Here is a 21324-nt window from a genome sequence, read left to right as displayed (position 1 = left end):
GCCCGTGACAGCGGCGTGGATCAGCGAACGCGCCCGAACGGCCCGCCCCGTACACCCCCGCCCCGTACACCCCCGCCCCGTCACGCACCCCCTCCTGAGCAGGAGCGACGACATGCCCGACGACCTGATCCCCGCACCCCGCACCCGCACCGCGGGCGACGGGGGACACTTCACCCTCACCCCCGCCACCACGCTGGACGCCGGACCCGGCACGGAAGAAACCGCCCGGTGGCTGCGCGCCGAACTCGGCGCGGCGACCGGGCTGCCGCTGGAACCGGCGGGCTCCGGCGCGGGCCCGGGCGGCCTGGTGCGGTTGCGCACCGAGGCCGACGTCACCGCCGAACTCGGCCCGGAGGGCTACCGGCTGGACGTCACCCCCGACGGCGTCCAGATCTCCGGCGGCGGCACCGCGGGCGTCTTCTGGGGTGCCCAGACGCTCCGCCAGCTGCTCGGTCCGCACGCCTTCCGCCGCTCCCGCACCGACCCCGGCCGCGCATGGCGGGTGGCAGCCCAGCACATCGAGGACGCCCCCCGCTTCGGCTGGCGCGGGCTGATGCTGGACGTGTCGCGGCACTTCCTGCCCAAGGACGGGGTGCTCCGCTACCTCGACCTGCTGGCCGCGCACAAACTCAACGTGCTCCACTTCCACCTCACCGACGACCAGGGCTGGCGCATCGAGATCGAGCGCTACCCCGAGCTGACCGGCACCGGCGCCTGGCGCCCGCGTACCAAGCGCGGACACCGCGCCTCCGAGCTCTGGGACGAGCGCCCGCACGGCGGTTACTACACCCAGGACGACATCCGCGAGATCGTCGCCTACGCAGCGGAGCGGCACATCACCGTCGTTCCCGAGATCGAGATGCCCGGCCACTCCCAGGCGGCCATCGCCGCCTACCCGGAGCTGGGCAACACCGACGCGGTCGACACCTCCGCGCTCGGCGTCTGGGACACCTGGGGCGTCAACCCCAACGTGCTCGCCCCCACCGACTACACCCTGCGGTTCTACGAAGCGGTGCTGGAGGAGGTGCTGGCGCTCTTCCCCTCACCTTTCGTACACCTGGGCGGCGACGAGTGCCCCAAGGAGCAGTGGCGTGCCTCCGAGACCGCCCAGCGGCGGATGCGCGAGGAGGGCCTGCGGGACGAGGACGAACTGCAGTCCTGGTTCCTCCGCCACTTCGCCCGCTGGCTCGCCGCACGCGGGCGGCGGCTCATCGGCTGGGACGAGATCCTGGAAGGCGGCAGCGCCGACGCACCCGACAGCGTGGCTGAGAGCCTGTCGGGTGACCTCGGACCGGACAGCGGCGGCGCCCTGACCCGGACCGGCCTGCCCCAGGGCGCGGCAATCTCCTCCTGGCGGGGCTACGCGGGCGGAATCGCCGCCGCCGAGGCCGGACATGACGTCGTGATGTGCCCGGAACAGCAGGTCTATCTCGACCACCGGCAGGACGGCGGCGCCGACGAGCCGGTGCCCATCGGATTCGTCCGCACCCTGAGCGACGTCTACCACTTCGAGCCCGTCCCGCCCCAGCTCGCGGGCACGGAGCGGGCCGCCCGAGTCCTCGGCACCCAGGCCAACATGTGGTCCGAAGTCACCGAGGACCGGCAGCGCGTCGACTACCAGTTGTTCCCGCGGCTCGTCGCCCTCGCCGAGGTCGCCTGGTCCCCGCTGCCCCCGCCGCGGGACCGCGACTTCGCCGGATTCGAGGAGCGGATGCTGCGCACCCACCTCGCACGTCTGGACGCGATGGGCGTCGGTTACCGCCCGCCCTCCGGACCGCGTCCATGGCAGCGTCGCCCCGGTGTTGTCGGACGCCCGATCGAGGGGCAGCCCCCGATCGTGTGAGCCGGGGCTGCGGAGCAAGCACTCGCCGGTCCGGGCTGGGAGCGTGGGGAACCCACAACAGAAACTCGTACAAGGTTCCTCAAGGGCGGCATTCGTCACTCTTCGGTGACGGCTCGCGATACCGGACCGGCACCCCGTCAACGGATGAATCAGCCCTTCGCGGACCCTCGGGTCGACAGCCGGGTGAGATGTGCCAGAGTTGCCACGTCCGGGTTGTGAGCACGTACCGTACGGCAGTGCAGCCGGGACAACCGGGGAAGGGGCAGCTGGATTGAGCACGCACGCACCGCATGCACCACAGGCGGCGCAGTCCGCTGCGCAGCCGGTCACGCTGCCGGGCACGCTCGACGAGGCCGTGGCGGCGCTGACCGCCATGCCCGCCGCGGTACCGGTGGCCGGTGGCACTGATCTGATGGCGAGTGTGAACGCCGGGCAGTTGCGCCCCACCGCGCTCGTCGGCCTGGGGCGCATCAGCGAGATCCGCGGCTGGGAATACCTGGACGGGCACGCCCTGCTCGGTGCCGGTCTCACCCTCGCCCGGATGGGGCGGCCCGACTTCGCGGCGCTGATCCCCGCCCTGGCGGCGAGCGCACGGGCGGCCGGGCCCCCGCAGATCCGGAACGCCGGGACGCTCGGCGGCAACATCGTCAGCGCCGCGCCCACGGGTGACACCCTCCCCGTACTGGCGGCGCTCGAAGCCACCCTGGTCGTCGCGGGCGCCGGCGGCGCACGGCGTGAAATGCCGGTGAGCCACCTGCTCACGGGCATGGAAATGCTGCGCGCCGGCGAGGTCGTGGGCTATGTGCGCGTGCCCCTGCTGCACGCCCCCCAGACCTTCCTGAAGGCGACCGGGCGTACGGGACCGGGCCGCGCCCTCGCCTCCGCCGCGGTGGTGCTGGACCCCGCGCGGCGGAACGTCCGGTGCGCGATCGGGGCGGTGGCGCCGATGCCGCTGCGCCCCCTGGAAGCAGAACGCTGGGTCGCCTCACTCGTCGACTGGGACGGCCGACGCACCCTGGTCCCGGAGGCATTGACCGCTTTCGGGGAGTATGTCGCCATGGCGTGCATTCCGGACCCGCAGCCTTCGGAGGAGGGCGGGGAGGCTCCCGCACTTCCGCCCGCGGCGCTGCATCTGCGGCGTACCGTGGCGGCGTTGGCCCGCCGCGGGCTCGGGAGGGCACTCGCATGAGCAACGACCAGCACGCCCCTCACGGCTCGCACCTGCCTGACGGTTCACGCCTCCCTGACGGCTCGCAGACACCTCAGGGGCCGCAGGACGCGCACGACCCGTTCGCCGCTCCCGAGCCGTACGGCGTGCCCGAGCCGCACGACGCCCGCGACGGGTACGGCGGGGCCGCCGGACAGCTTCAGGGGCACGGGCAGGTCCCGATGGCCCAGGCGCAGGCTCAGGGCCCCGGACCGGGCCCTGGCCCCGGACAGCCGTACGCCACCCCCGAGGGCTGGGGCGGCGAATACGACGCGGACGCCACCGCGTTCGTCCAGCTGCCGAGTGAACTGCTCGGCGGCGGTCCGGGCGCGCCGTTCACCGGGGAGAGCCCGCTCGCGGCACCCGGCACCGGCCAGGGCGGCTACACGCCGCCGCCGATGCAGCCGGGCGGGCTGGGCGGGCTGGGCGAGACTGCCGGCCCGGGCGCGGCCGATGTCCAGGACGTGCACGGTGTAGCGGCGATGCCGGGTGGGCTGGGTACCCCCGGCGCGCCGGGCATGCCGGATGCGGGTGTACCAGGTGCGGGCGTGCCGATGACGCCCTCCGCGACGACAGACCCCTCCGCGACCGGCCAGTGGACACTGCCCTTCGCCGCGCCGAGCGCGGACCCCGGCGGCTTCGGCACGACCGGCACGACCGGCGCGCCCGACTCGCTCGGCGCGCCGGACCTGCCCGCCGGTGAGACGCAGAGCGCGGCCGCGGCCATGGGCCAGGGAGCGGCGGCAGCCCTCGCCGGTTCCCACGAGGCCCGCGTCCGGCGCCCGCTCGGTGCCGGCGCCGGAGCACCGGGCGAGCCACACGGCGAACCACCAGGCCCCGGCGAGGCGTACGGAATGCCCGCCGCCCCGCAGGGTCCCGCACTGGAGGGACAGCTCGCCGACGCGCTGGCCCGGCGGCAGGTGCCGTTCACGGGTGCCGATCCCGCCGTGCAGAGCGGCGGCCTCCCGCCTGCCGCTGCCTCCGCTCCCGCTCCCGCACCCGACATCGGCGTCGCGTGGCCGGAACCTGGATCCGGCCACCCCGAGACCCAACGGCCCCCGGACTCCGGCCCGCTCCCGCCCGGCCCACTGCCGGGCCGTGTCGCGGCCCCACCCCCCAACGGTGCCGGTCCTGCGGACGGGCAGCCGGTGACCTCCGGTGCCACCTGGGGCGAGCTGCCGCCGGAGGCGGCGGCGGACCTCCACCCGGGTGCCGCCCCGTCCGGTGCGGTCCCCGGCGGCCTGCCGGACACCGGTCCGGTCGCGTACGGCACCGCGGCACCCCCGTCCGCACCCCAGCCCATGGCCCCGCCCGCGCCGGCGCCCGTGCCGGGCGACTCGGCGCAGGAGGCCCCCGCACCGGACCGCTCGGATGTTCCGGACGGCCTTCCGCCCGAGGCAGCCGCCGCCGCGCCCCCGGACTCGCTGGGCTCACCGCACTCACCGCACTCACCGCCCTCCGCGGACCTCACGGCCCCGCTGCCCGACACGGCGTCACCCCTGCCCCCGCACAGCTGGGAGGGCGCGTCCGGCGGCGCACGCTGGGACAGTGCGCCCGGCGCGCCCGCGGCGGCCGACGACTCCGGCGAGTACGACATGTCCGCACCGGACCTGACCCTGGATCCGGCCCGTACGCGCGGCGACTCCGCAGCCGAGGCCCACACCTTCGACCCTCCTCCGGACCAGGACCGCCTGGACCCGGAGGGCGTAGCGCCGGACGATCTCGGCACCGGCCCGGAAACACAGCCGGACACACAGCCGGACACACTGGACGAAGCGCCCGAGCCCGAAGTACCCGCCGTCCCCGCGGCACCGACCGTCAGCGAGCACCCGCACTGCTCCTACGTCCTTCATGTCAACGGCGCCGACCGGCCGGTCACCGACGCCTGGATCGGCGAGTCGCTGCTCTACGTCCTGCGCGAGCGGCTCGGTCTCGCGGGCGCCAAGGACGGCTGCTCGCAGGGCGAGTGCGGCGCCTGCTCCGTCCAGGTCGACGGACGGCTCGTCGCCTCCTGCCTGGTGCCCGCGGCGACGGCGGCGGGCAGCGACGTCCGTACGGTCGAGGGGCTGGCCGCCAACGGCACCCCGTCCGACGTGCAGCGTGCGCTCACCGAGTGCGGAGCGGTGCAGTGCGGGTTCTGCGTACCGGGCATGGCCATGGCCGTACACGACCTGCTCGCCGGGAACCACGCCCCCACCGAGCTGCAGACCCGTCAGGCGATCTGCGGCAACCTCTGCCGCTGCTCCGGCTATCGCGGGGTGCTCGACGCCGTACGCACCGTCGCGCAGGAGCGGGCCGCGCGGGCCGCCGCCGAGCACGGAGAGCACGCGGACCACGCGGACCACGCGGCGGCGCAGCCGGCCGCACCTTCCTCCACCGGCCTCCCGGGCCAGGCCGCCGGTGACGGCGCCGCCGCCCCGGGCCAGGCCCGCATCCCGCACCAGGCGTCCCCCGGCGCCGGTGGCGCCCAGCCCGCACAGCCCCCCGAGGGAGGCGGCGCATGAACCGCCCGCACCGCAGTCCCCAGAAGTGTGCCGGACAGGCCCTGGCACGATGCGGAAAGGCAACGGCATGACGGGCAGTGCCGACGGCCCCGGCGCCGTCACCACAGGGACGCCGGCCGCCGGTACGCCCCTCACCAGCCCGGCCGCCGAGCCCTCCTCGCAGGCATACGGGCTCGGTGCCTCGCTCACCCCGGTCGACGCACCGGCGAAGGCCGAGGGCGCCTTCGCGTACGCCGCCGACCTCTGGGCCGAGGGCCTGCTGTGGGCCGCGATCCTGCGCTCACCGCACCCGCACGCGCGCATCCTCTCCATCGACACCGCCCAGGCGGCGGCCATGCCCGGCGTCCGGGCCGTCATCACCCACCAGGACGTACCCGGCGACGCCGCACACGGCCGCCGGGTCGCCGACCGGCCCGCCTTCGCCCGCGAGCTGGTACGCCACCACGGCGAGCCCATCGCCGCCGTGGCCGCCGACCACCCGGACACCGCGCGGCTCGCGGCGGCGGCGATCGTCGTCGAGTTCGAGATCCTGGAGCCGCTGACCGACCCCGAGGAATCCTTCGAGGCCGAACCGCTGCACCCCGACGGCAACCTGATCCGCCACATCCCGCTGCGCTACGGCGACCCGGAGGTCACCGGCGAGGTCATCGTCGAGGGCCTCTACCGCATCGGCCGCCAGGACCCGGCGCCCATCGGCGCGGAGGCCGGACTCGCCGTACCCCGCCAGGACGGCGGCGTCGAGATCTACACCGCCTCCACCGACCCGCACACCGACCGCGACCTGGCCGCCGCCTGCTTCGGACTGCCGCCCGAACAGGTGAAGGTGGTCGTCACCGGAGTCCCCGGCGCCCTCGGCGACCGCGAGGACACCGGGATGCAGGTGCCGCTCGGACTGCTCGCGATGAAGACCGGCTGCCCGGTCAAACTCGCCGCCACCCGCGAGGAGTCCTTTCTGGGCCACGCCCACCGGCACCCCACCCTGCTGCGCTACCGCCACCACGCGGACCGTGAGGGCAGGCTGCTCAAGGTCGAGGCACAGATCCTGCTGGACGGCGGCGCCTACGCCGACACCTCCGCCGACGCCCTCGCCGCCGCCGTCTCCTTCGCCGCCGGGCCGTACGTCGTACCGCACGCGGTGATCGACGGCTGGGCCGTACGCACCAACAACCCGCCCTCCGGCCACGTACGCGGCGAGGGCGCCATGCAGGTGTGCGCGGCGTACGAGGGACAGATGGACAAGCTGGCGGCCGAACTCGGCCTGGAGCCCGTCGAGCTGCGGCTGCGCAACGTGATGGCCACCGGTGACCTGCTGCCCACCGGCCAGACGGTGACCTGCCCCGCGCCCGTCGCCGAACTGCTGCGCGCGGTCCGCGAAGCGCCGCTGCCCGCCCTGCCCAAGGAGAGCCCCGAGTCCGACTGGCTGCTCCCGGGCGGGCCCGGCGGCGCGGGCGAGCCCGGCGCGGTACGGCGCGGCGTCGGCTACGCGCTGGGCATGGTGCACATGCTGGGCACCGAAGGCGCCGACGAGGTTTCCACCGCCACGGTCAAGGTCAACGGCCCGGTCGCCACGGTGCTCTGCGCCGCCGTCGAGACCGGCCAGGGCTTCGCCACCCTCGCCCGGCAGATCGTGCAGGAGACCCTCGGCATCGAGGAGGTGCACGTCGCCTCGGTCGACACCGACCAGCCCCCGGCGGGCGCGGGCGCCCGCGGGCGGCACACCTGGGTCTCGGGCGGGGCGGTGGAGCGCGCGGCGAAGATGGTCCGCACGCAGCTGCTGCAGCCGCTGGCTGCGAAGTTCGGCATGTCCACGGAGCTGCTGTCGATCGCGGACGGCAAGATCACCTCGTACGACGGGGTGCTCTCCACGACCGTCGCCGAGACGCTGGAGGGCAAGGAACTCTGGGCCACCGCCCAGTGCCGACCCCACCCCACCGAGCCGCTGGACGCGACAGGGCAGGGCGACGCCTTCGTCGGGCTGGCCTTCGCCGCCGTACGCGCTGTCGTCGACGTGGACATCGAACTGGGCGCGATCCGCGTCGTGGAGATGGCCGTGGCGCAGGACGTGGGCCGCGTGCTCAATCCGCGCCAGCTGCGCACCCGCATCGAGGCCGGAGTCACCCAGGGCATCGGCGCCGCGCTCAGCGAACACCTCCGGGTCGCCAAGGGCGTCGTCCGCCGCCCCGACCTCACCGGATACGCCCTGCCGACGGCACTGGACGCCCCGGACATCCGGATCGTCAAGCTGATCGAAGAGCGGGACGTCGTCGCCCCGTTCGGCGCCAAGGCCGCCTCCTCGATCCCGGTCGTCGTCTCCCCGGCGGCGGTCGCCTCAGCCGTCCGCAACGCCACCGGCCGCCCGGTGATCCGCCTCCCCATCCGCCCCCAGGCGGCGGTGGGGCAGCCGCAGCCGCAGCAGCAGTAGGCGCTCAGGCGGCCGTACGATGCGGCGGCCACGCCGCCCGCTGCGCGGCGGGCGGTGCTACGGGAAGCCTGCCCGTGTCCACCCGCAACGAGCCCGAGGAGAGCGGCAGCTCGACCGGGATTTTGGCGGAGGCGTAAAGGGCGACCTTCATGCGGTAGTCGTTCTCGACGCTCGACGGTGAGGCGATCCCGCACGCGAGCTCGATGAGATGCGCGCCGCGCTGCGGATCCTCCGCGGAGACCAGAGCACGACATCGGGACTCTTGCCGGTGTCCCACTCGGGGTGTTGAACCTCGATCTCGCCGACGGCCTCCAGCCCTTGCCCGTCGTCGAGCTGGTCATCGAAGACGCCGGTCAGATACCGAAAGGTCCGGACGTGCTCCAGTGACACAGGGGACATCATCACGAAGCCGTCCCCGGGGACGACCTCAACGCCCTCGATCCCGGCAGCCTTCTCCATCAGGTCCTGGAGCGGCGTCATGTCCTGGTGGATCTTCTCTTCCATGTCCCGCTCCCTGCTCGCCCGTGAGACAAGCCCAAGGGCTGTCCCGTGATCCCTGGTGGGTCAGCGCGCGGCGTCAGATGCGGTGCTTCGCAAGGTGGAGGGGTGTCCTCATGCTGGGCGTGTCCGGGCGTTCCGACGACGCAGCGAGGTGCCGTAGCTGACGTCGTGCGCCCGCCAGGGATTACCGGACAGCCCTTAGCTCCCAGGTACAACTGAGTATCCGTACTCATGCGTTGCGTGATCGCACGACTACACAATGCAACCGGTTGTCAACTAGCGGCCTTGGGTGGCAGATCGTGTCCCCAATACTCCGGACTGTAGTGCGATTCCCGGGCGTTATTACTATCGTGATGCCCGGGGGCACGGAGAGTAGCGAGAATGCTGGAACGGGGCGGATCAACATGGCAGGTCAGCACATCGGGGACGAACAGTCGCTCCAGCTCGCGGGAGCGGCACCGCTGGGACCGGGGCTGCCGGCCCCGTCCCCCGGCCAGCTCCTCGCCGGACTCGAGTCGATGCGCGGCTTCAAGAAGCGCGTGGACGGACTCCTGGACGAACTCGACGGCTCCGACGCGCAGCCGGTCCGTATCGCCGACGACCGGATCACCCCCGCCGGCCTCGGCACCGGCTTCGGAGAAGCCAGCACCCTCCACCACTCCTACACCCTCATCCACGAGCAACTGACCGAGCTGTCCCGCATCCTCTCCGGCCAGATCTCCGCCCTGAGCACCGCCCTCACGGGCGCACGCTCTGGCTACGAGGGCGTGGATCTCGACACCCGCGACCAGATGTGGGCGATCCAGGCCGAGTCGGAGCGCCACTACGACCCGAAACACGACCCGTACGCGAAGGAACAGGGCACCGGCAAGGGCGGCGACGGATCCAACCCCGGGCGGAGCGAGGGCACAAAGGACAAGGGTGACTCCGAGGCAGGCCTGTGAGGCGACGGACAAGGGCGAGCGGGGCAGCGAGCGAGCGAGGGAAGGAAGGGGATCCGAACCGATGAGCAAGTCTCATGACGAGGGTGGGCGGTTCCTCGACAGTCTGAATCCGGAGCGGATCGCTTCGACGATGTTCGTGGCGACGGACTTCGAGTCCAAGTCGCATCCGGATATGGAGCGGATGATCGAGGCCGCTGACCCGGGGCGGACGGAGGCGCTGGGCGAGAAGCTGGTGCGGGCGGGGCCGCGGCACTCGGTGCCGAGGAGTCCCGTTGTTATCCGCGGCGTCGTGAACAGGCTCTGAAGGGGGCAGCAGGTGCCCACCTTCAAGTGGCAGAAGTCCTCCCGCAGCAGTGAGGCAAGCAACTGCGTCGAACTGGCGGCTGACGACGCCTCGGGACCCCTTCACATACGCGAGAGCGATGCCCCGGACGTCGTTCTGAGAGTCGACGCGGGAGCCCTCCGGGGGCTGCTCCGTGCAGTGAAGGGGGGCTTGCCGGTCTGATCGGGATCGGTCGACGGAATGGACACGGATCCGGGGTGGAGGTGGTCGTTGCGTCGACCGATCAGGGGGTGAGGGATGCGGTGAGCGGGGGGAGCCGCTACTTCGCCGCGCTGTCGGAGAGCAGGGTGGCGAGCGTGAAGCGGCAGTGGAAGTCCTGGGTCGCGCCCTCGACCACCAGCAGGAATCCGTCGGTGTTCTCGTACAGGAGGCGGCGGCGGGGCGAGGAGGGGTGCGTGGGCGTGTAGCGCTCGGCGCGGCCGCGCAGCGCCTTCATCGCTTCCTCGCGGGTGCCGTCCATGTGGCCGATGATCGTCGGAGACCAGACTCGGCGCTGGCCGCCGAAGCCTTCGTTCTCCTCGACGAGCAGTCCCCACATGGTGCTCGAACCTCCCGGGTCGGTTGCGGACGCGCTGGTCACCCTCTCATGCGTGCGAGGGTGGAGCGTCGGTGTCGTAGACCAGCTCGGACAGCGTGAAGCGGCAGTGGAAGTCCTGGGTCGCGCCTTCCAGCAGCATCAGGAAGCCGTCGGCATCCTGGAAGAGGCGGCGGCGGAGAACCGACTTGGGGTGTTTCGGTTTGAACTGCAGGGCTTCGGCGCGCAGCACCGTCATGGCCTCTTCGCGGGTGCCCTCGACCTGGCCGAGTACGCGCGAGGCCCAGAACCGCTCCCGGGAGCCACGGGTTTCCTCCACGAGCAGGGCCCATGTGCTGCTCATATCCCCTCCCGGGTGTCCCGTACGTGCGTCGACCCTCTCACGGGGGCCTCCGGGCCCGGTCAGGACGGGGGAGCCTGAGCGGCGGTGCTCAGGCTTCCGCCGCGCGGTGCTCAGTTGGTGACCGGCCCCGGCTCGGCCTGTGGCGGCAGGACCCAGGTGTGATGGGTGCTCGCGACGTGGGCGGTGATCTCCAGGCTGCCGCCGAGTGCCTCGAAGTAGGCGGCGAGGGTGAAGATGTCGGTGTTACCCGGGCTCGTACGCTCCACCTTGGCGACCTCCTCGTCCTGGACCTGGAGCTGGCGGGCGACCTGCTGCTGCGTCAGGCCTGCCTGCCGTCGCATCGAGGGCAGGTCCCAGCCGTGGTTCGCGGTGGCCAGCCGGGCGGCCCTGACCCGGATCGCCGAGGCGCTTTCGGGGAAGAACTCGGCGAGCAGCGCCTCTGTGCCGTATACGCGGCGCTGGGGGCGGGGGAGTTCGGATTCCGCGCCGGCGAGCTGGCGGCGGGCTCGGGGGAGTGCGCGCCAGTACCAGGCGCCCCAGTCGTTCTCACCGGCTGCGGCGGCCAGCAGGGCGAGCGTGCCGTCGGGCTCGACGGCGAAGAGGATCCGCCCCGAGCCGCGCCCCTGGAGCCGCAGTTCGCGGAAGGGGCTTTCCTGCTGCGGGTTGTACGCGGGCGGTGAGGGCGGAGAGGCGAAGGTCAGCAGAATGCGCGCCTCGTTCTCCAGTTCGGCGATGTGCGCGCCCAGCTCCGCCTCCTCGAGCTGGGCTTCGGCGAGTGCCGCCTCGATGGCGAAGGTGTCCGCACCGGGCGATTCCGGGACGCCGAGCTCGGCCAGTGCCTCGTTGACGCTCCGCAGGCCCTGCGCGACATTGCGGGTCGCTCCGCTGACCACCGCCCGGGCGGACAGCTCGTCCAGCCGGGCTGTGACCCGCTGGATTACCTGCCGCAGGTCTTCTTCCTGACCACGCGCGCGGGAGAGTCGCACGCGCACCCGTACGAGGTGCCGTTCGGCGGAACGGGCCTCTTCGCGCTCGCGGAGCGCGATGTCGGACTGGTCCTTCGCGAGGGCCTGTCTTATCCGGGAGTCGCGCTGCCGCTTTCCTTCCTCCAGCCGCTCGACCTCCTTCTCCAACTGCCTGCACGCGACGACCACGTCCGCGCAGGCCCGGCGCATCTGGTGGAGCAGTTCGAGCTGCCGCTGATGCGCGTCGGCGCCCGCCTCCTCCGTGGCCGACAGTGCGAGGGCGGGCGGAAGCTCCGCGACCAGCGGCGGGCCCATGGACGGGCCTTGCTCCAGCAGGGCGACCAGCGCTCCGCCCGCGTGCTGCGCCAGCGGTGACTCGGCGCCGATCAGCGCCCACAGCCAGTCCCGCACTTCACCGGTCATCCAGACCTGACGAGCCATACTGCTCAACCCCCCGTTGCTCAGCTTTTCCTCTCGGTCAACTGTGCCACGGCCCGCTGACAGCGCAGGGGCGCTTGTCGATGGGTGCATGGTGAAGCCGTACTGAGGGTCGTACCGGGGGCTTGCTGCCTAGGTCGAATTTCCGATGAATCAGGGACCTGAGACAGGGGCAGTGAGCGGTTTCGCACCTTACCGTTGCCGGATGGCGGCAATCGGCGACACGAGTAGCGACACAGACACCGGTACGCGTACGGACCGGAAAGAGGGGGAGCCCGTCCGCGACGGGACGGTGCTCAGCCCGGTGCACCGGGCGCTCACCCTCGGCATCATCTCGGTCGTGCTGCTCATCGCCTTCGAGGCGACCGCCGTCGGCACCGCGATGCCCGTGGCGGCCGATGAACTCGACGGCGTCTCGCTGTACGCGTTCGCCTTCTCCTCCTTCTTCACCACCAGTCTCCTCGGCATCAGCGTCTCCGGTCAGTGGTCCGACCGGCGTGGCCCGCTGCCACCGCTCGCCACCGGTATCGGCGCCTTCGCCGCCGGGCTGGTGCTGTCCGGGACCGCGGCCACCATGTGGATGTTCATACTCGGCCGGGCGGTGCAGGGCATAGGCGGCGGGCTGGTGATCGTGGCGCTGTACGTCACCGTCAGCCGCGCCTATCCGGAGCGGCTGCGCCCCACGGTGATGGCGGCGTTCGCCGCCTCCTGGGTGGTGCCCGCCGTCGTCGGGCCGCTGATCTCCGGCACCGTCACCGAGCAGCTCGGCTGGCGCTGGGTGTTCCTCGGCATCCCGGCGCTCGTGGTGGTGCCGCTCTTGGCGATGCTGCCGCCGCTGCGCCGGCGGGCGTCCGGTCCGACGGAGGGGGCCGGGGAGCTGCCCACGGACCGGCGCCGGCTGCGGCTGGCGCTCGCCGTGGCCGTCGGTGCGGGGCTGCTGCAGTACGCGGGCCAGGACCTGCGTCCCCTCTCGGCACTTCCGGCGGCCGTCGGCGTCGCGCTGCTCGTACCGGCCGCGCTGCGGCTGCTGCCACGCGGCACGTACCGGGCGGCGCGCGGGCTGCCCGCCGTGGTGCTGCTGCGGGGGATCGCGGCCGGGTCGTTCATCGTGGCGGAGAGCTTCGTGCCGCTGACCCTGGTCACCCAGCGCGGGCTGTCGGTGACGATGGCCGGGCTCGCCCTCGCGGCGGGCGGCGCCACCTGGGCGCTCGGTTCCTTCACGCAGTCGCGGCCCCGGATGGAGCAGTACCGGGAGCGGCTCGCACAGCTGGGCATGGTGCTGGTCACGGCCGGGATCGCGTACGCGCCCGCCGTGCTGGCCGAGAGCGTGCCGGTGTGGACGCTGGCGGCGATGATGGCCGTCGGCTGCTTCGGTATGGGGCTGGTGATCTCCGCGACCAGCGTGCTGCTGCTCAGCCTCTCCGCCCCGGAGGAGGCCGGTGCGAACTCGGCGGCGCTGCAGACCTCGGACGGGCTCTCCAACATCGTGCTGCTCGCCGTCTCCGGCGCGGCCTTCGCGGCGCTCGGCGGGGGGTCGGTGAGCGTGGGGCACGCTGCTGACGGCGCGGGGGAGGCGGCGGAGGCGGCGGGTGGCAGCTCGCAGCCGGGGGCGTTCATCGCGGTCTACGCGGTGTCGGCGGCCGTCGCGGCGGTGGGCATCGTGGTGGCGGGGCGGCTGCGGGCGTCGGAACGGCAATAGCACGATGGTGCCACCATGGGGCCGGAAATGATACCGTTGTGGTATGGCTATGAACTTGAGGTTGCCGGAGGAGATCCAGGACGCCCTGAAGCAGCGTGCGGAGAGTGAGGGCCGCAGTATGAATGCGGTCGCCGTGAGAGCGATAGAGCGTTACCTGGCCGACGAGGCGGACCGGGAGACCGTCCGCAAGCTCGGCGCCAAGTACGCGGTCAAGCACGCCGATCTGCTGCGGAAGCTGGGGGAGTAGGGCACGTGAAGTATCTGACGGTCCAGGAGGCCCTGGAGCTCGCCGAGTTCGCCTGTGCGGGCCAGGAAGTCGCGGTCCGGGACCTCGGCCTCCTAGGTTCGGCGCTGCACCGGCCCCAGTCGCAGATGTTCGGCGTCGAGGCATATCCGGACCTGTGGGAGAAGGCGGCGGCCCTGCTGCAGTCCCTCACAGCCAACCATCCGTTCGTGGACGGCAACAAGCGCACGGCGTGGATGTGCACGATGGTCTTTCTCGACGTCAACGGAGCGGAGATGGCCGATCTCGACCAGGAGCAGGCATATGGCTTGGTGATCGACATCGCTGCGGGTAAGGAGGAGGACGTGCCGCGCATCGCGGAGGTGCTGCGGAAGCTGCACGCGGGATGACCTGAACTCAAACTCCCGTGAGGGGATTGCTTGCGGTCCCCAAAATCTGCTTATGGTGCACCCATGTTCGACTCGCGGCACATCAGGACGTTCGACGAGGTCGTTCGCGCCGGTTCGTACTCGGCGGCGGCCCGGGAGCTGGGCTACACGCAGCCCGCGATCACGCAGCAGATGAAGGCCCTGGAGCGGGCGGTGGGCACCCCGCTGTTCATCCGGGTCGGGCGGCGGATGCGTCTGACCGAGGCGGGTGAGGCGCTGTCCCGGCACGCCGGGGTGATCCTGGGGAGCATCGAGGCCGCCCAGCAGCAGATGTCGGCGATCACGGGGTTGCGCTCGGGGCAGGTGCGTATCTGTGCGTTTCCCAGTGCCGGGGCCACGCTGGTGCCCGAGGCGCTGGCCCGGCTTGCCGTCGAGCATCCGGGCATACGGGTCGAGCTGCAGGAGAGCGAGCCGCCTGACTCGCTGGAGCGCCTGGTGCGCGGCGAGTGCGACATCAGTCTGGCCTTCACCTATCCCGGCCTGCGCGAGCAGGTCCCGGCGGAGCTGGTGGAGATCCCGCTGATGGAGGACCAGCTGACCGTGCTGCTGCCCGTCGGGCACCCGATGGCCTGGCGGCGGGCCGTCAAGCTGGACGAACTGGCCCAGGAGCGGTGGATCGCCGGGTGTCTGCGCTGCCGCAGCAACTTTCTGCACGAGTGCGCCGAACTGGGCTTCGCGCCGGACATCGTCTTCACCACGGACGACAACCTCGTCATCCAGAGCCTGGTCGCCGAGGGGCTGGGGATCGCCATGATTCCGGGGCTGGTGCTGTCCTTCCTGGCGCATGAGCGGGTCACGGGGCGGCCGCTGGACCCGGCGTCGCGCAGACAGGTCTCGGCGTACGTGCTGCGGGAGCACCTGGAGATCCCGGCCACCGCGCGGGTGGCGGACAGCCTCCGGGCGGTCGCCGCCAACCGCGTCGGCTGCTGAGCCGTCGCTGAGGCGGTAAGGCGCTGCCGAGCGAACCCATAAGCAGTTGTTGGGAAACGGCGAAGAAACCGTCGTTAGACGTGATGGGATGATCGCGGCACGCTGCGAGCATGGCTGCTCCCACCGACACGTCCACCGACACCCGCGCCCCTCGCCTCGCCCCGGGCGCCCCTGCCACCGAGCGGCTCGGCGCCCTTGTCGCCGAGGTGCGCGAGGTCGTGGGCCGTGGTCTGGCGCCGGACGTCACGGCGTATCTGGTCGGTGAGAAGCTCGCACCCCATCTGGGCGCGGACGACCTGCTGACCGCCGAGCAGTACGAGGGCGACCCGGCCACCTACCGTCAGCATCTGCTGCACGCCGAGCCGGGCGGCGCCTTCTCCCTCGTCGGGCTCGTCTGGCTGCCGGGTCAGCGGACACCCATCCACGACCACGTCTCCTGGTGCGTCACGGGTGTCCATCAGGGCGAGGAGCACGAGCGCCGCTACCGGCTGATACCCGCCGGGGCGGACGACGGCCCCGCGCGGCTGGTCGCGACCGAGGACGTGGTGAACCCAACGGGCTCGGTCTGCGGGTTCGCGCCTCCCGGCGACATCCACCGGGTGTGGAACGGCTGCGAGGAGAAGGCGGTCTCGCTGCATCTCTACGGCGCCGACATCTCACGGCTGGGCACCAGTGTCCGGCGGGTCTACGACCTGCCCGCCGACAGCTGATGTCGCTGCTCTCGGACCGTATCGGCCCGGACTCCACCGGAGCCTCCGGCACGGGCACCACCCGCCCCGCCCCAGCTCGCGCCGCTTCCGTACCCGCCGCTTCCGTACCCGCCGTACCCGCCGTACCCGCTGCACCCGCCGTATCTGGCGCACCTGCCGTCCGTCCGCCCCGCCCCAGCCCCCTCCCCGGGCTGGCGCTGGCCGCGGCCGGAGTCGGGCTGGCCGAGGCGGTGCATCTGCTGCTGCCCGCCGTGCCGATGCTGACCGCCGCCGTCGTACTGGGCATCGCCGCCGCCCATCTCCCCGGCGTCCGCCGGTGGGTGTGCGGCCCGGCGCGCCCCGGGCTGTCGCTGGCCGGAAAGCGGCTGATGCGGATCGGCGTCGTCCTGCTCGGGCTGGAGCTGAGCATGGGCGATGTGCTCGCCATCGGCTGGCCGACCGTGGTCATGGTGTGTGTGGTGGTGGCCGCGACCTTCGGCGGCACGCTGTGGATGGGTCGCAGGCTGGGGCTGACCGGCGACCAGCCACTGCTGATCGCCACCGGCTATTCGATCTGCGGTGCCTCGGCGATCGGGGCGGTCGGTGAGGTGCGGAAGAGTGACGAGCGCGATGTCGCCACCTCCGTCGCGCTGGTGACCCTGTGCGGGACGCTCGCCATCGCGGTGCTGCCGCTGCTGCACCACCCGCTGGGCCTCACCGACGCCGAGTTCGGGCGCTGGGTCGGGGCGGGCGTGCACGATGTGGGCCAGGTGGTGGCGGCGGCCGGGACGGCGGGCGACGGTGCGCTGGGCGAGGCCGTCCTCGTCAAGCTGATGCGCGTGATGCTGCTCGCGCCGCTGGTCGCCTGCGTGGTGCTGTCCGTTCGCCGCCGGGCCGCCGCCGTGGCGTCCGGTGCGCAGGGCGCCGCACGGCCACCGCTCGTTCCGCTGTTCGTCGCGGGTTTCGTCGCCTTCGTCGCGGTGCGCACCACCGGCCTGCTCCCGGAGGGTGCCCTCGAGATCGCCGGTGACGGGCGTGAACTGCTGCTGGCCGCCGCGCTGTTCGGGCTGGGCAGCGCGGTGCATCTGCCGACGCTCGCTCGTACGGGTAAGAAGGTCGCGGTGCTGGGCCTGGGTGCGTGGGTGGTGGTCGCCGGCCTCTCGTACGCGGGGGTGCTGGTCACCACCTGAGCTTGTCATTTACTCATTTCGCCAGATTCTCGCTCACCTTCTGGTGGCGGGACGGTACCGGGCAGGCCGCCGCCACCTCCCACTACCGTTGCTCCATATGACAGCCACCGGGACGGACATCACAGAGGAACTGATTCGGGACCTGCTGCGTGAGCAGCACCCCGACCTGACGGATCACCCTTTGAGGCTCGGAGCGCGTGGCTGGGACAATCAGCTGTGGCGGCTCGGCGACGACCTCGCCGTCCGGTTGCCCTGGGCCACGCAGTCTGCGGACGCGCTGCTGCGCAAGGAACACGCCTGGCTGCCCCTCCTCGCCCCGGACCTTCCTCTGCCGGTCCCCGTCCCGCAGCGCCTCGGTGAGCCCTCCGAACGGTTTCCGCGGCCCTGGATCGTCACCACCTGGGTGCCGGGCGAACCTGCCGACCGCGCCCCCGCGACGCGCGCCGCGGAGGCGGCCGTCACCTTGGCCGCGTTTCTGACAGCCCTTCACCGACCCGCCCCCGACGAGGCGCCGGCTGGCCGCGGCCGCGGCGGCCGGCTGGCCGACACCGCCGAACACTTCACCCGAGAGCTGGCCTCGGCCACCGAGCTGGGGCTGATCCCCGACCCGGACGCCGTCCGCGCGGTCTGGGAAGACGCCGCCGCCGCGCCCGAATGGGCGGGCCCGGCGCTGTGGCTCCACGGCGACCTGCATCCAGCCAACGTCCTGACCACGAACGGCACCTTCTCCGGCGTTATCGACTTCGGCGACCTGTTCGCCGGCGACCCGGCCTGCGACCTCGCCGCCGCTTGGATCCTGCTGCCGGACGGTGCCGCCGACCGCTTCCACGACGCTTACCAGCCGGGCCCGGACGCCGCGACCCTGCGCCGCGCGCGCGGCTGGGCGGTGCTGCGCGCCCTCAGCGGCATCCACATCGGAGACGCCGGCGTCCACGGCCGCCCGGGAGGAAAGCCCACCTGGGGCCCACCCGCCCACGCCGCACTGCGACGCCTCACCGCATCGGTCCACCAGTGATCAAGCATCTGGGCGGGGCGGTGAAGAGACAAGCTGAGGGCCGGTGCATGAGCACCGAAGGCCCGGACTCGTGGACCTCGGGCGCCCGGTGTGAGGTGGGTCGCACCCGCCGCCGGTCACCCGGAATCGCCCCGGACCGGTACCCCCGGCGCGGGTAGGCTGACGACCTTGCCGTACGAGGCGGGCCGGACGCGTCCGAGCCGGCCTGACCGCTTGCTGACCTGCTGACCTGACCTGCCTTGCCGACCTGATACCCGCTGCCCGCCCCTGCACGCGACCGCGACCGCGACGGAGACCGTGACTACCACCACCACCCATCTCTCCCCGGCCTTCCCCGGCCGTGCTCCCTGGGGCACCGCAGGCAAGCTGCGTGCCTGGCAGCAGGGGGCCATGGAGGAGTACCTCAAGGACCAGCCCCGGGACTTCCTCGCCGTCGCGACCCCCGGCGCGGGCAAGACGACCTTCGCGCTGACCCTGGCCTCCTGGCTGCTGCACCACCATGTCGTCCAGCAGGTGACCGTGGTCGCGCCCACCGAGCATCTGAAGATGCAGTGGGCCGAGGCCGCCGCGCGGATCGGGATCAAGCTCGACCCGGAGTACAGCGCGGGCCCCGTCGGCAAGGAGTACCACGGGGTGGCGGTCACCTACGCCGGTGTCGGCGTACGCCCCATGCTGCACCGCAACCGCTGCGAGCAGCGCAAGACGCTCGTCATTTTGGACGAGATCCACCACGCGGGCGACAGCCGCTCCTGGGGCGAGGCATGCCTGGAGGCGTTCGAGCCCGCGACCCGGCGGCTGTCCCTGACCGGCACGCCCTTCCGCTCCGACACGAACCCCATCCCGTTCGTCGACTACGCCGAGGGCAACGACGGGGTGCGGCGCTCCGTCGCCGACTACACCTACGGCTACGGCACCGCCCTCGACGACGGCGTCGTCCGTCCCGTCATCTTCCTCTCGTACAGCGGCAACATGCGCTGGCGCACCAAGGCCGGTGACGAGATCGAAGCCCGGCTCGGCGAGCCGATGACCAAGGACGCCGTCTCCCAGGCATGGCGCACCGCGCTGGACGCGCGCGGTGAGTGGATGCCCGCGGTGCTGCGCGCCGCAGACCGGCGCCTCGGCGAGGTGCGCAAGGCGATTCCGGACGCGGGCGGACTGGTGATCGCCACCGACCAGGATTCCGCGCGGGCGTACGCCAAGCTGCTGCGCGAGATCACCGGGCACGCCCCGACCGTGGTGCTCTCCGACGACGGCGGCGCCTCGCAGCGCATCGACGACTTCCGCCACGGGGAGGACCGGTGGATGGTCGCCGTCCGGATGGTGTCGGAGGGGGTGGACGTGCCCCGGCTGGCGGTCGGCGTGTACGCGACCACCATCTCGACGCCGCTCTTCTTCGCACAGGCGGTCGGCCGTTTCGTGCGGTCCCGGCGGCGCGGCGAGACCGCCTCCGTCTTCCTGCCGACGATCCCCTCGCTGCTGACCTTCGCGCACGAGATGGAGGTGGAGCGGGACCACGTCCTGGACAAGCCGAAGAAGGACGCGGAGGAGGACCCGTACGCCGAAGAGGACAAGCTGCTGGCGGAGGCCGAACGCGAGCAGGACGAGGACACCGGCGACGACGACCAGCTGCCTTTCGAGGCGCTGGAGTCCGATGCCGTCTTCGACCGGGTGATGTACGACGGTGCCGAGTTCGGCATGCAGGCGCACCCCGGCAGCGCGGAGGAGCAGGACTACCTCGGCATTCCCGGCTTGCTGGAGCCCGACCAGGTGCAGATGCTGCTCCAGAAGCGGCAGGCGCGGCAGATCTCGCACAGCCGGAAGAAGCCGGACGAGGAGGCGGATCTGCTGGAGATGCCCGCGGACCGGCGGCCGGTGGTCACGCACAAGGAACTGCTGGGGTTGCGCAAGGAACTGCACGGGCTGGTCGGCGCGTATGTCCACCAGAGCGGCAAGCCGCACGGGGTGATCCACACGGAGCTGCGCCGTACCTGCGGCGGGCCGCCCGCCGCCGAGGCCACCGCCGGGCAGCTGAGGCAGCGCATCGACAAGGTGCGGGAGTGGGCCACTCGGATGCGGTAGCCCGCCGGGCAGGACGCCGCGGAGTGCTGTGGCTGGTTACCGACTTTCGGTAAGGGGCGCGCCGACCACCGTACTCTCGGGTTTCAGGCTCACATTACGGAAAAATCGGGCCAGCATTGCCCGGATTCTGGACGGACCCTTCCGGTCAGCGGTATCGCTCGCTAAGTTTCCGCACACGCACACGCCCCGTGGCAGCGCCGCCTCGGAGCGCAGCCGGTGACGTATGGACGTACTGCCAGTGCCACTTCGGCCGGCGGCTCTCTGCGTGGAGGAGCACTGCTGCCGACGGACGGCAGCGCGCACCCCGCGTGGGGGCCGTCGCCACTCACCCGAGGAGGGGGCGTCGTGACCGCGGAGACTTCTCAGACGCTCGACCGGGGACTTCGGGTCCTCAAGCTGCTCGCCGACACCGACCACGGCCTCACGGTCACCGAGCTGTCCACCAGGCTCGGCGTGAACCGCACGGTCGTCTACCGGCTGCTCGCCACCCTGGAACAGCACTCGCTGGTCCGCCGCGACATCGGCGGGCGGGCGCGAGTCGGCCTCGGGGTGCTGCGGCTGGGCCGCCAAGTGCACCCGCTGGTACGGGAGGCGGCGCTGCCCGCCCTGCGGGCCCTGGCCGAGGAGGTCGGGGCGACCGCACATCTGACGCTCGCGGACGGGGCCGACGCCCTGGCCGTCGCGGTGGTCGAGCCCAGCTGGACCGACTACCACGTGGCCTACCGCACCGGCTTCCGCCATCCACTGGACCGAGGAGCCGCAGGCCGGGCGATCCTGGCCGGACGCGGCCGGGAACACGAGCTGGGGCCCGGATATGTGCTCACCCACAGCGAGCTGGAGGCCGGAGCCAGCGGCGCGGCTGCCCCGATGCTGGGGGTGCTCGGCATCGAGGGCAGCGTCGGCGTGGTGATGCTTGCCGACTCGGTGCCGCCGAAGGTCGGTGACCGTGTGGTGCACGCGGCCAAGGAGGTCGCCGACGCACTGAGGTGAGCCGGTGAATTAGAT

The 21324-nt window shown here is 72.3% G+C and carries 21 protein-coding genes; 16 read left to right on the top strand and 5 right to left on the bottom strand.

Annotation, left to right across the window (positions count from 1 at the left end):
* Positions 1-112 precede the first annotated feature (112 nt).
* From LHJ74_RS15455 to LHJ74_RS15435, 4 genes are all read left to right on the top strand, one after another.
* On the top strand, positions 113-1843 hold the full coding sequence (locus LHJ74_RS15455) for a beta-N-acetylhexosaminidase (RefSeq protein ID WP_260218597.1): 1731 nt from the start codon (positions 113-115) through the stop codon (positions 1841-1843).
* Between the two features lie 271 nt (positions 1844-2114).
* Complete coding sequence (locus LHJ74_RS15450) at positions 2115-3032, top strand: FAD binding domain-containing protein (RefSeq protein ID WP_260218596.1); 918 nt, start codon at positions 2115-2117, stop codon at positions 3030-3032.
* Positions 3029-5554, top strand: a complete 2526-nt coding sequence (locus tag LHJ74_RS34205) for a 2Fe-2S iron-sulfur cluster-binding protein (protein WP_311203300.1) — start codon at positions 3029-3031, stop codon at positions 5552-5554. Before LHJ74_RS15450 ends, LHJ74_RS34205 begins: the two co-directional genes overlap by 4 nt.
* A gap of 67 nt (positions 5555-5621) precedes the next feature.
* Positions 5622-7976, top strand: coding sequence for a xanthine dehydrogenase family protein molybdopterin-binding subunit (locus LHJ74_RS15435; protein WP_260218595.1), 2355 nt, complete (start codon positions 5622-5624; stop codon positions 7974-7976).
* Positions 7977-7980: 4 nt separating this feature from the next.
* On the opposite strand, the gene LHJ74_RS15430 is transcribed toward LHJ74_RS15435, so the two are convergent.
* Positions 7981-8127, bottom strand: a complete 147-nt coding sequence (locus LHJ74_RS15430) for a hypothetical protein (RefSeq protein WP_260218594.1) — start codon at positions 8125-8127, stop codon at positions 7981-7983.
* Positions 8124-8480, bottom strand: a complete 357-nt coding sequence (locus LHJ74_RS15425) for a Uma2 family endonuclease (RefSeq protein WP_260218593.1) — start codon at positions 8478-8480, stop codon at positions 8124-8126. Before LHJ74_RS15425 ends, LHJ74_RS15430 begins: the two co-directional genes overlap by 4 nt.
* A 401-nt stretch (positions 8481-8881) precedes the next feature.
* Between LHJ74_RS15425 and LHJ74_RS15420 the strand changes: the two genes are divergently transcribed.
* The 3 genes from LHJ74_RS15420 to LHJ74_RS15410 all read left to right on the top strand — a co-directional run bounded on the left by LHJ74_RS15420 (position 8882) and on the right by LHJ74_RS15410 (position 9926).
* Positions 8882-9421, top strand: a complete 540-nt coding sequence (locus tag LHJ74_RS15420) for a DUF2563 family protein (protein ID WP_260218592.1) — start codon at positions 8882-8884, stop codon at positions 9419-9421.
* A gap of 61 nt (positions 9422-9482) precedes the next feature.
* Entirely contained in the window at positions 9483-9725 is a 243-nt protein-coding gene (locus LHJ74_RS15415) for a hypothetical protein (protein ID WP_260218591.1), read from the top strand.
* Between the two features lie 12 nt (positions 9726-9737).
* Complete coding sequence (locus tag LHJ74_RS15410; protein WP_260218590.1) at positions 9738-9926, top strand: DUF397 domain-containing protein; 189 nt, start codon at positions 9738-9740, stop codon at positions 9924-9926.
* A 97-nt stretch (positions 9927-10023) separates the two neighbouring features.
* Here LHJ74_RS15410 and LHJ74_RS15405 read toward each other — a convergent pair whose 3' ends face one another.
* From LHJ74_RS15405 to LHJ74_RS15395, 3 genes are all read right to left on the bottom strand, one after another.
* On the bottom strand, positions 10024-10344 hold the full coding sequence (locus tag LHJ74_RS15405; RefSeq protein WP_260218589.1) for a hypothetical protein: 321 nt from the start codon (positions 10342-10344) through the stop codon (positions 10024-10026).
* 4 nt (positions 10345-10348) lie between these two features.
* The gene (locus LHJ74_RS15400) at positions 10349-10642 is read right to left on the bottom strand and encodes a hypothetical protein (protein WP_260218588.1); all 294 of its coding nucleotides are present in this window, start codon (positions 10640-10642) and stop codon (positions 10349-10351) included.
* A 110-nt stretch (positions 10643-10752) separates the two neighbouring features.
* A complete protein-coding gene (locus tag LHJ74_RS15395; protein WP_260218587.1) occupies positions 10753-12048 on the bottom strand; it encodes a PspA/IM30 family protein in 1296 nt (431 codons plus the stop codon).
* A gap of 202 nt (positions 12049-12250) precedes the next feature.
* Here LHJ74_RS15395 and LHJ74_RS15390 point away from each other — a divergent pair, with 202 nt between their 5' ends.
* The 9 genes from LHJ74_RS15390 (at position 12251) to LHJ74_RS15350 (ending at position 21309) form a co-directional block, all read left to right on the top strand.
* Positions 12251-13744, top strand: coding sequence for an MFS transporter (locus LHJ74_RS15390; RefSeq protein WP_260218586.1), 1494 nt, complete (start codon positions 12251-12253; stop codon positions 13742-13744).
* A gap of 43 nt (positions 13745-13787) precedes the next feature.
* Positions 13788-13991 carry an Arc family DNA-binding protein gene (locus tag LHJ74_RS15385; RefSeq protein WP_260218585.1) on the top strand — a complete coding sequence of 68 codons (204 nt, stop codon included), beginning with the start codon at positions 13788-13790 and terminating at the stop codon, positions 13989-13991.
* A gap of 5 nt (positions 13992-13996) precedes the next feature.
* Positions 13997-14377 (top strand): type II toxin-antitoxin system death-on-curing family toxin, encoded by a 381-nt coding sequence (locus tag LHJ74_RS15380; RefSeq protein ID WP_260218584.1) that lies wholly within the window; start codon positions 13997-13999, stop codon positions 14375-14377.
* 63 nt (positions 14378-14440) lie between these two features.
* Positions 14441-15346 carry a LysR family transcriptional regulator gene (locus LHJ74_RS15375; protein ID WP_260218583.1) on the top strand — a complete coding sequence of 302 codons (906 nt, stop codon included), beginning with the start codon at positions 14441-14443 and terminating at the stop codon, positions 15344-15346.
* A gap of 110 nt (positions 15347-15456) precedes the next feature.
* Positions 15457-16056 (top strand): cysteine dioxygenase family protein, encoded by a 600-nt coding sequence (locus LHJ74_RS15370; protein WP_260218582.1) that lies wholly within the window; start codon positions 15457-15459, stop codon positions 16054-16056.
* Positions 16056-17225, top strand: a complete 1170-nt coding sequence (locus tag LHJ74_RS15365) for a YeiH family protein (protein ID WP_260218581.1) — start codon at positions 16056-16058, stop codon at positions 17223-17225. Before LHJ74_RS15370 ends, LHJ74_RS15365 begins: the two co-directional genes overlap by 1 nt.
* A gap of 97 nt (positions 17226-17322) precedes the next feature.
* Positions 17323-18240: an aminoglycoside phosphotransferase family protein gene (locus LHJ74_RS15360; RefSeq protein ID WP_260218580.1), complete on the top strand. Its 918-nt coding sequence runs from the start codon at positions 17323-17325 to the stop codon at positions 18238-18240.
* Positions 18241-18537: 297 nt separating this feature from the next.
* A complete protein-coding gene (locus LHJ74_RS15355; protein WP_260218579.1) occupies positions 18538-20319 on the top strand; it encodes a DEAD/DEAH box helicase in 1782 nt (593 codons plus the stop codon).
* Positions 20320-20664: 345 nt separating this feature from the next.
* A complete protein-coding gene (locus LHJ74_RS15350; protein ID WP_260218578.1) occupies positions 20665-21309 on the top strand; it encodes an IclR family transcriptional regulator in 645 nt (214 codons plus the stop codon).
* Positions 21310-21324 lie beyond the last annotated feature (15 nt).

It is taken from the genome of Streptomyces gossypii (assembly GCF_025165795.1).
Taxonomy (GTDB): domain Bacteria; phylum Actinomycetota; class Actinomycetes; order Streptomycetales; family Streptomycetaceae; genus Streptomyces; species Streptomyces gossypii.
This window is presented reverse-complemented; position numbering and strand designations above follow the sequence as displayed.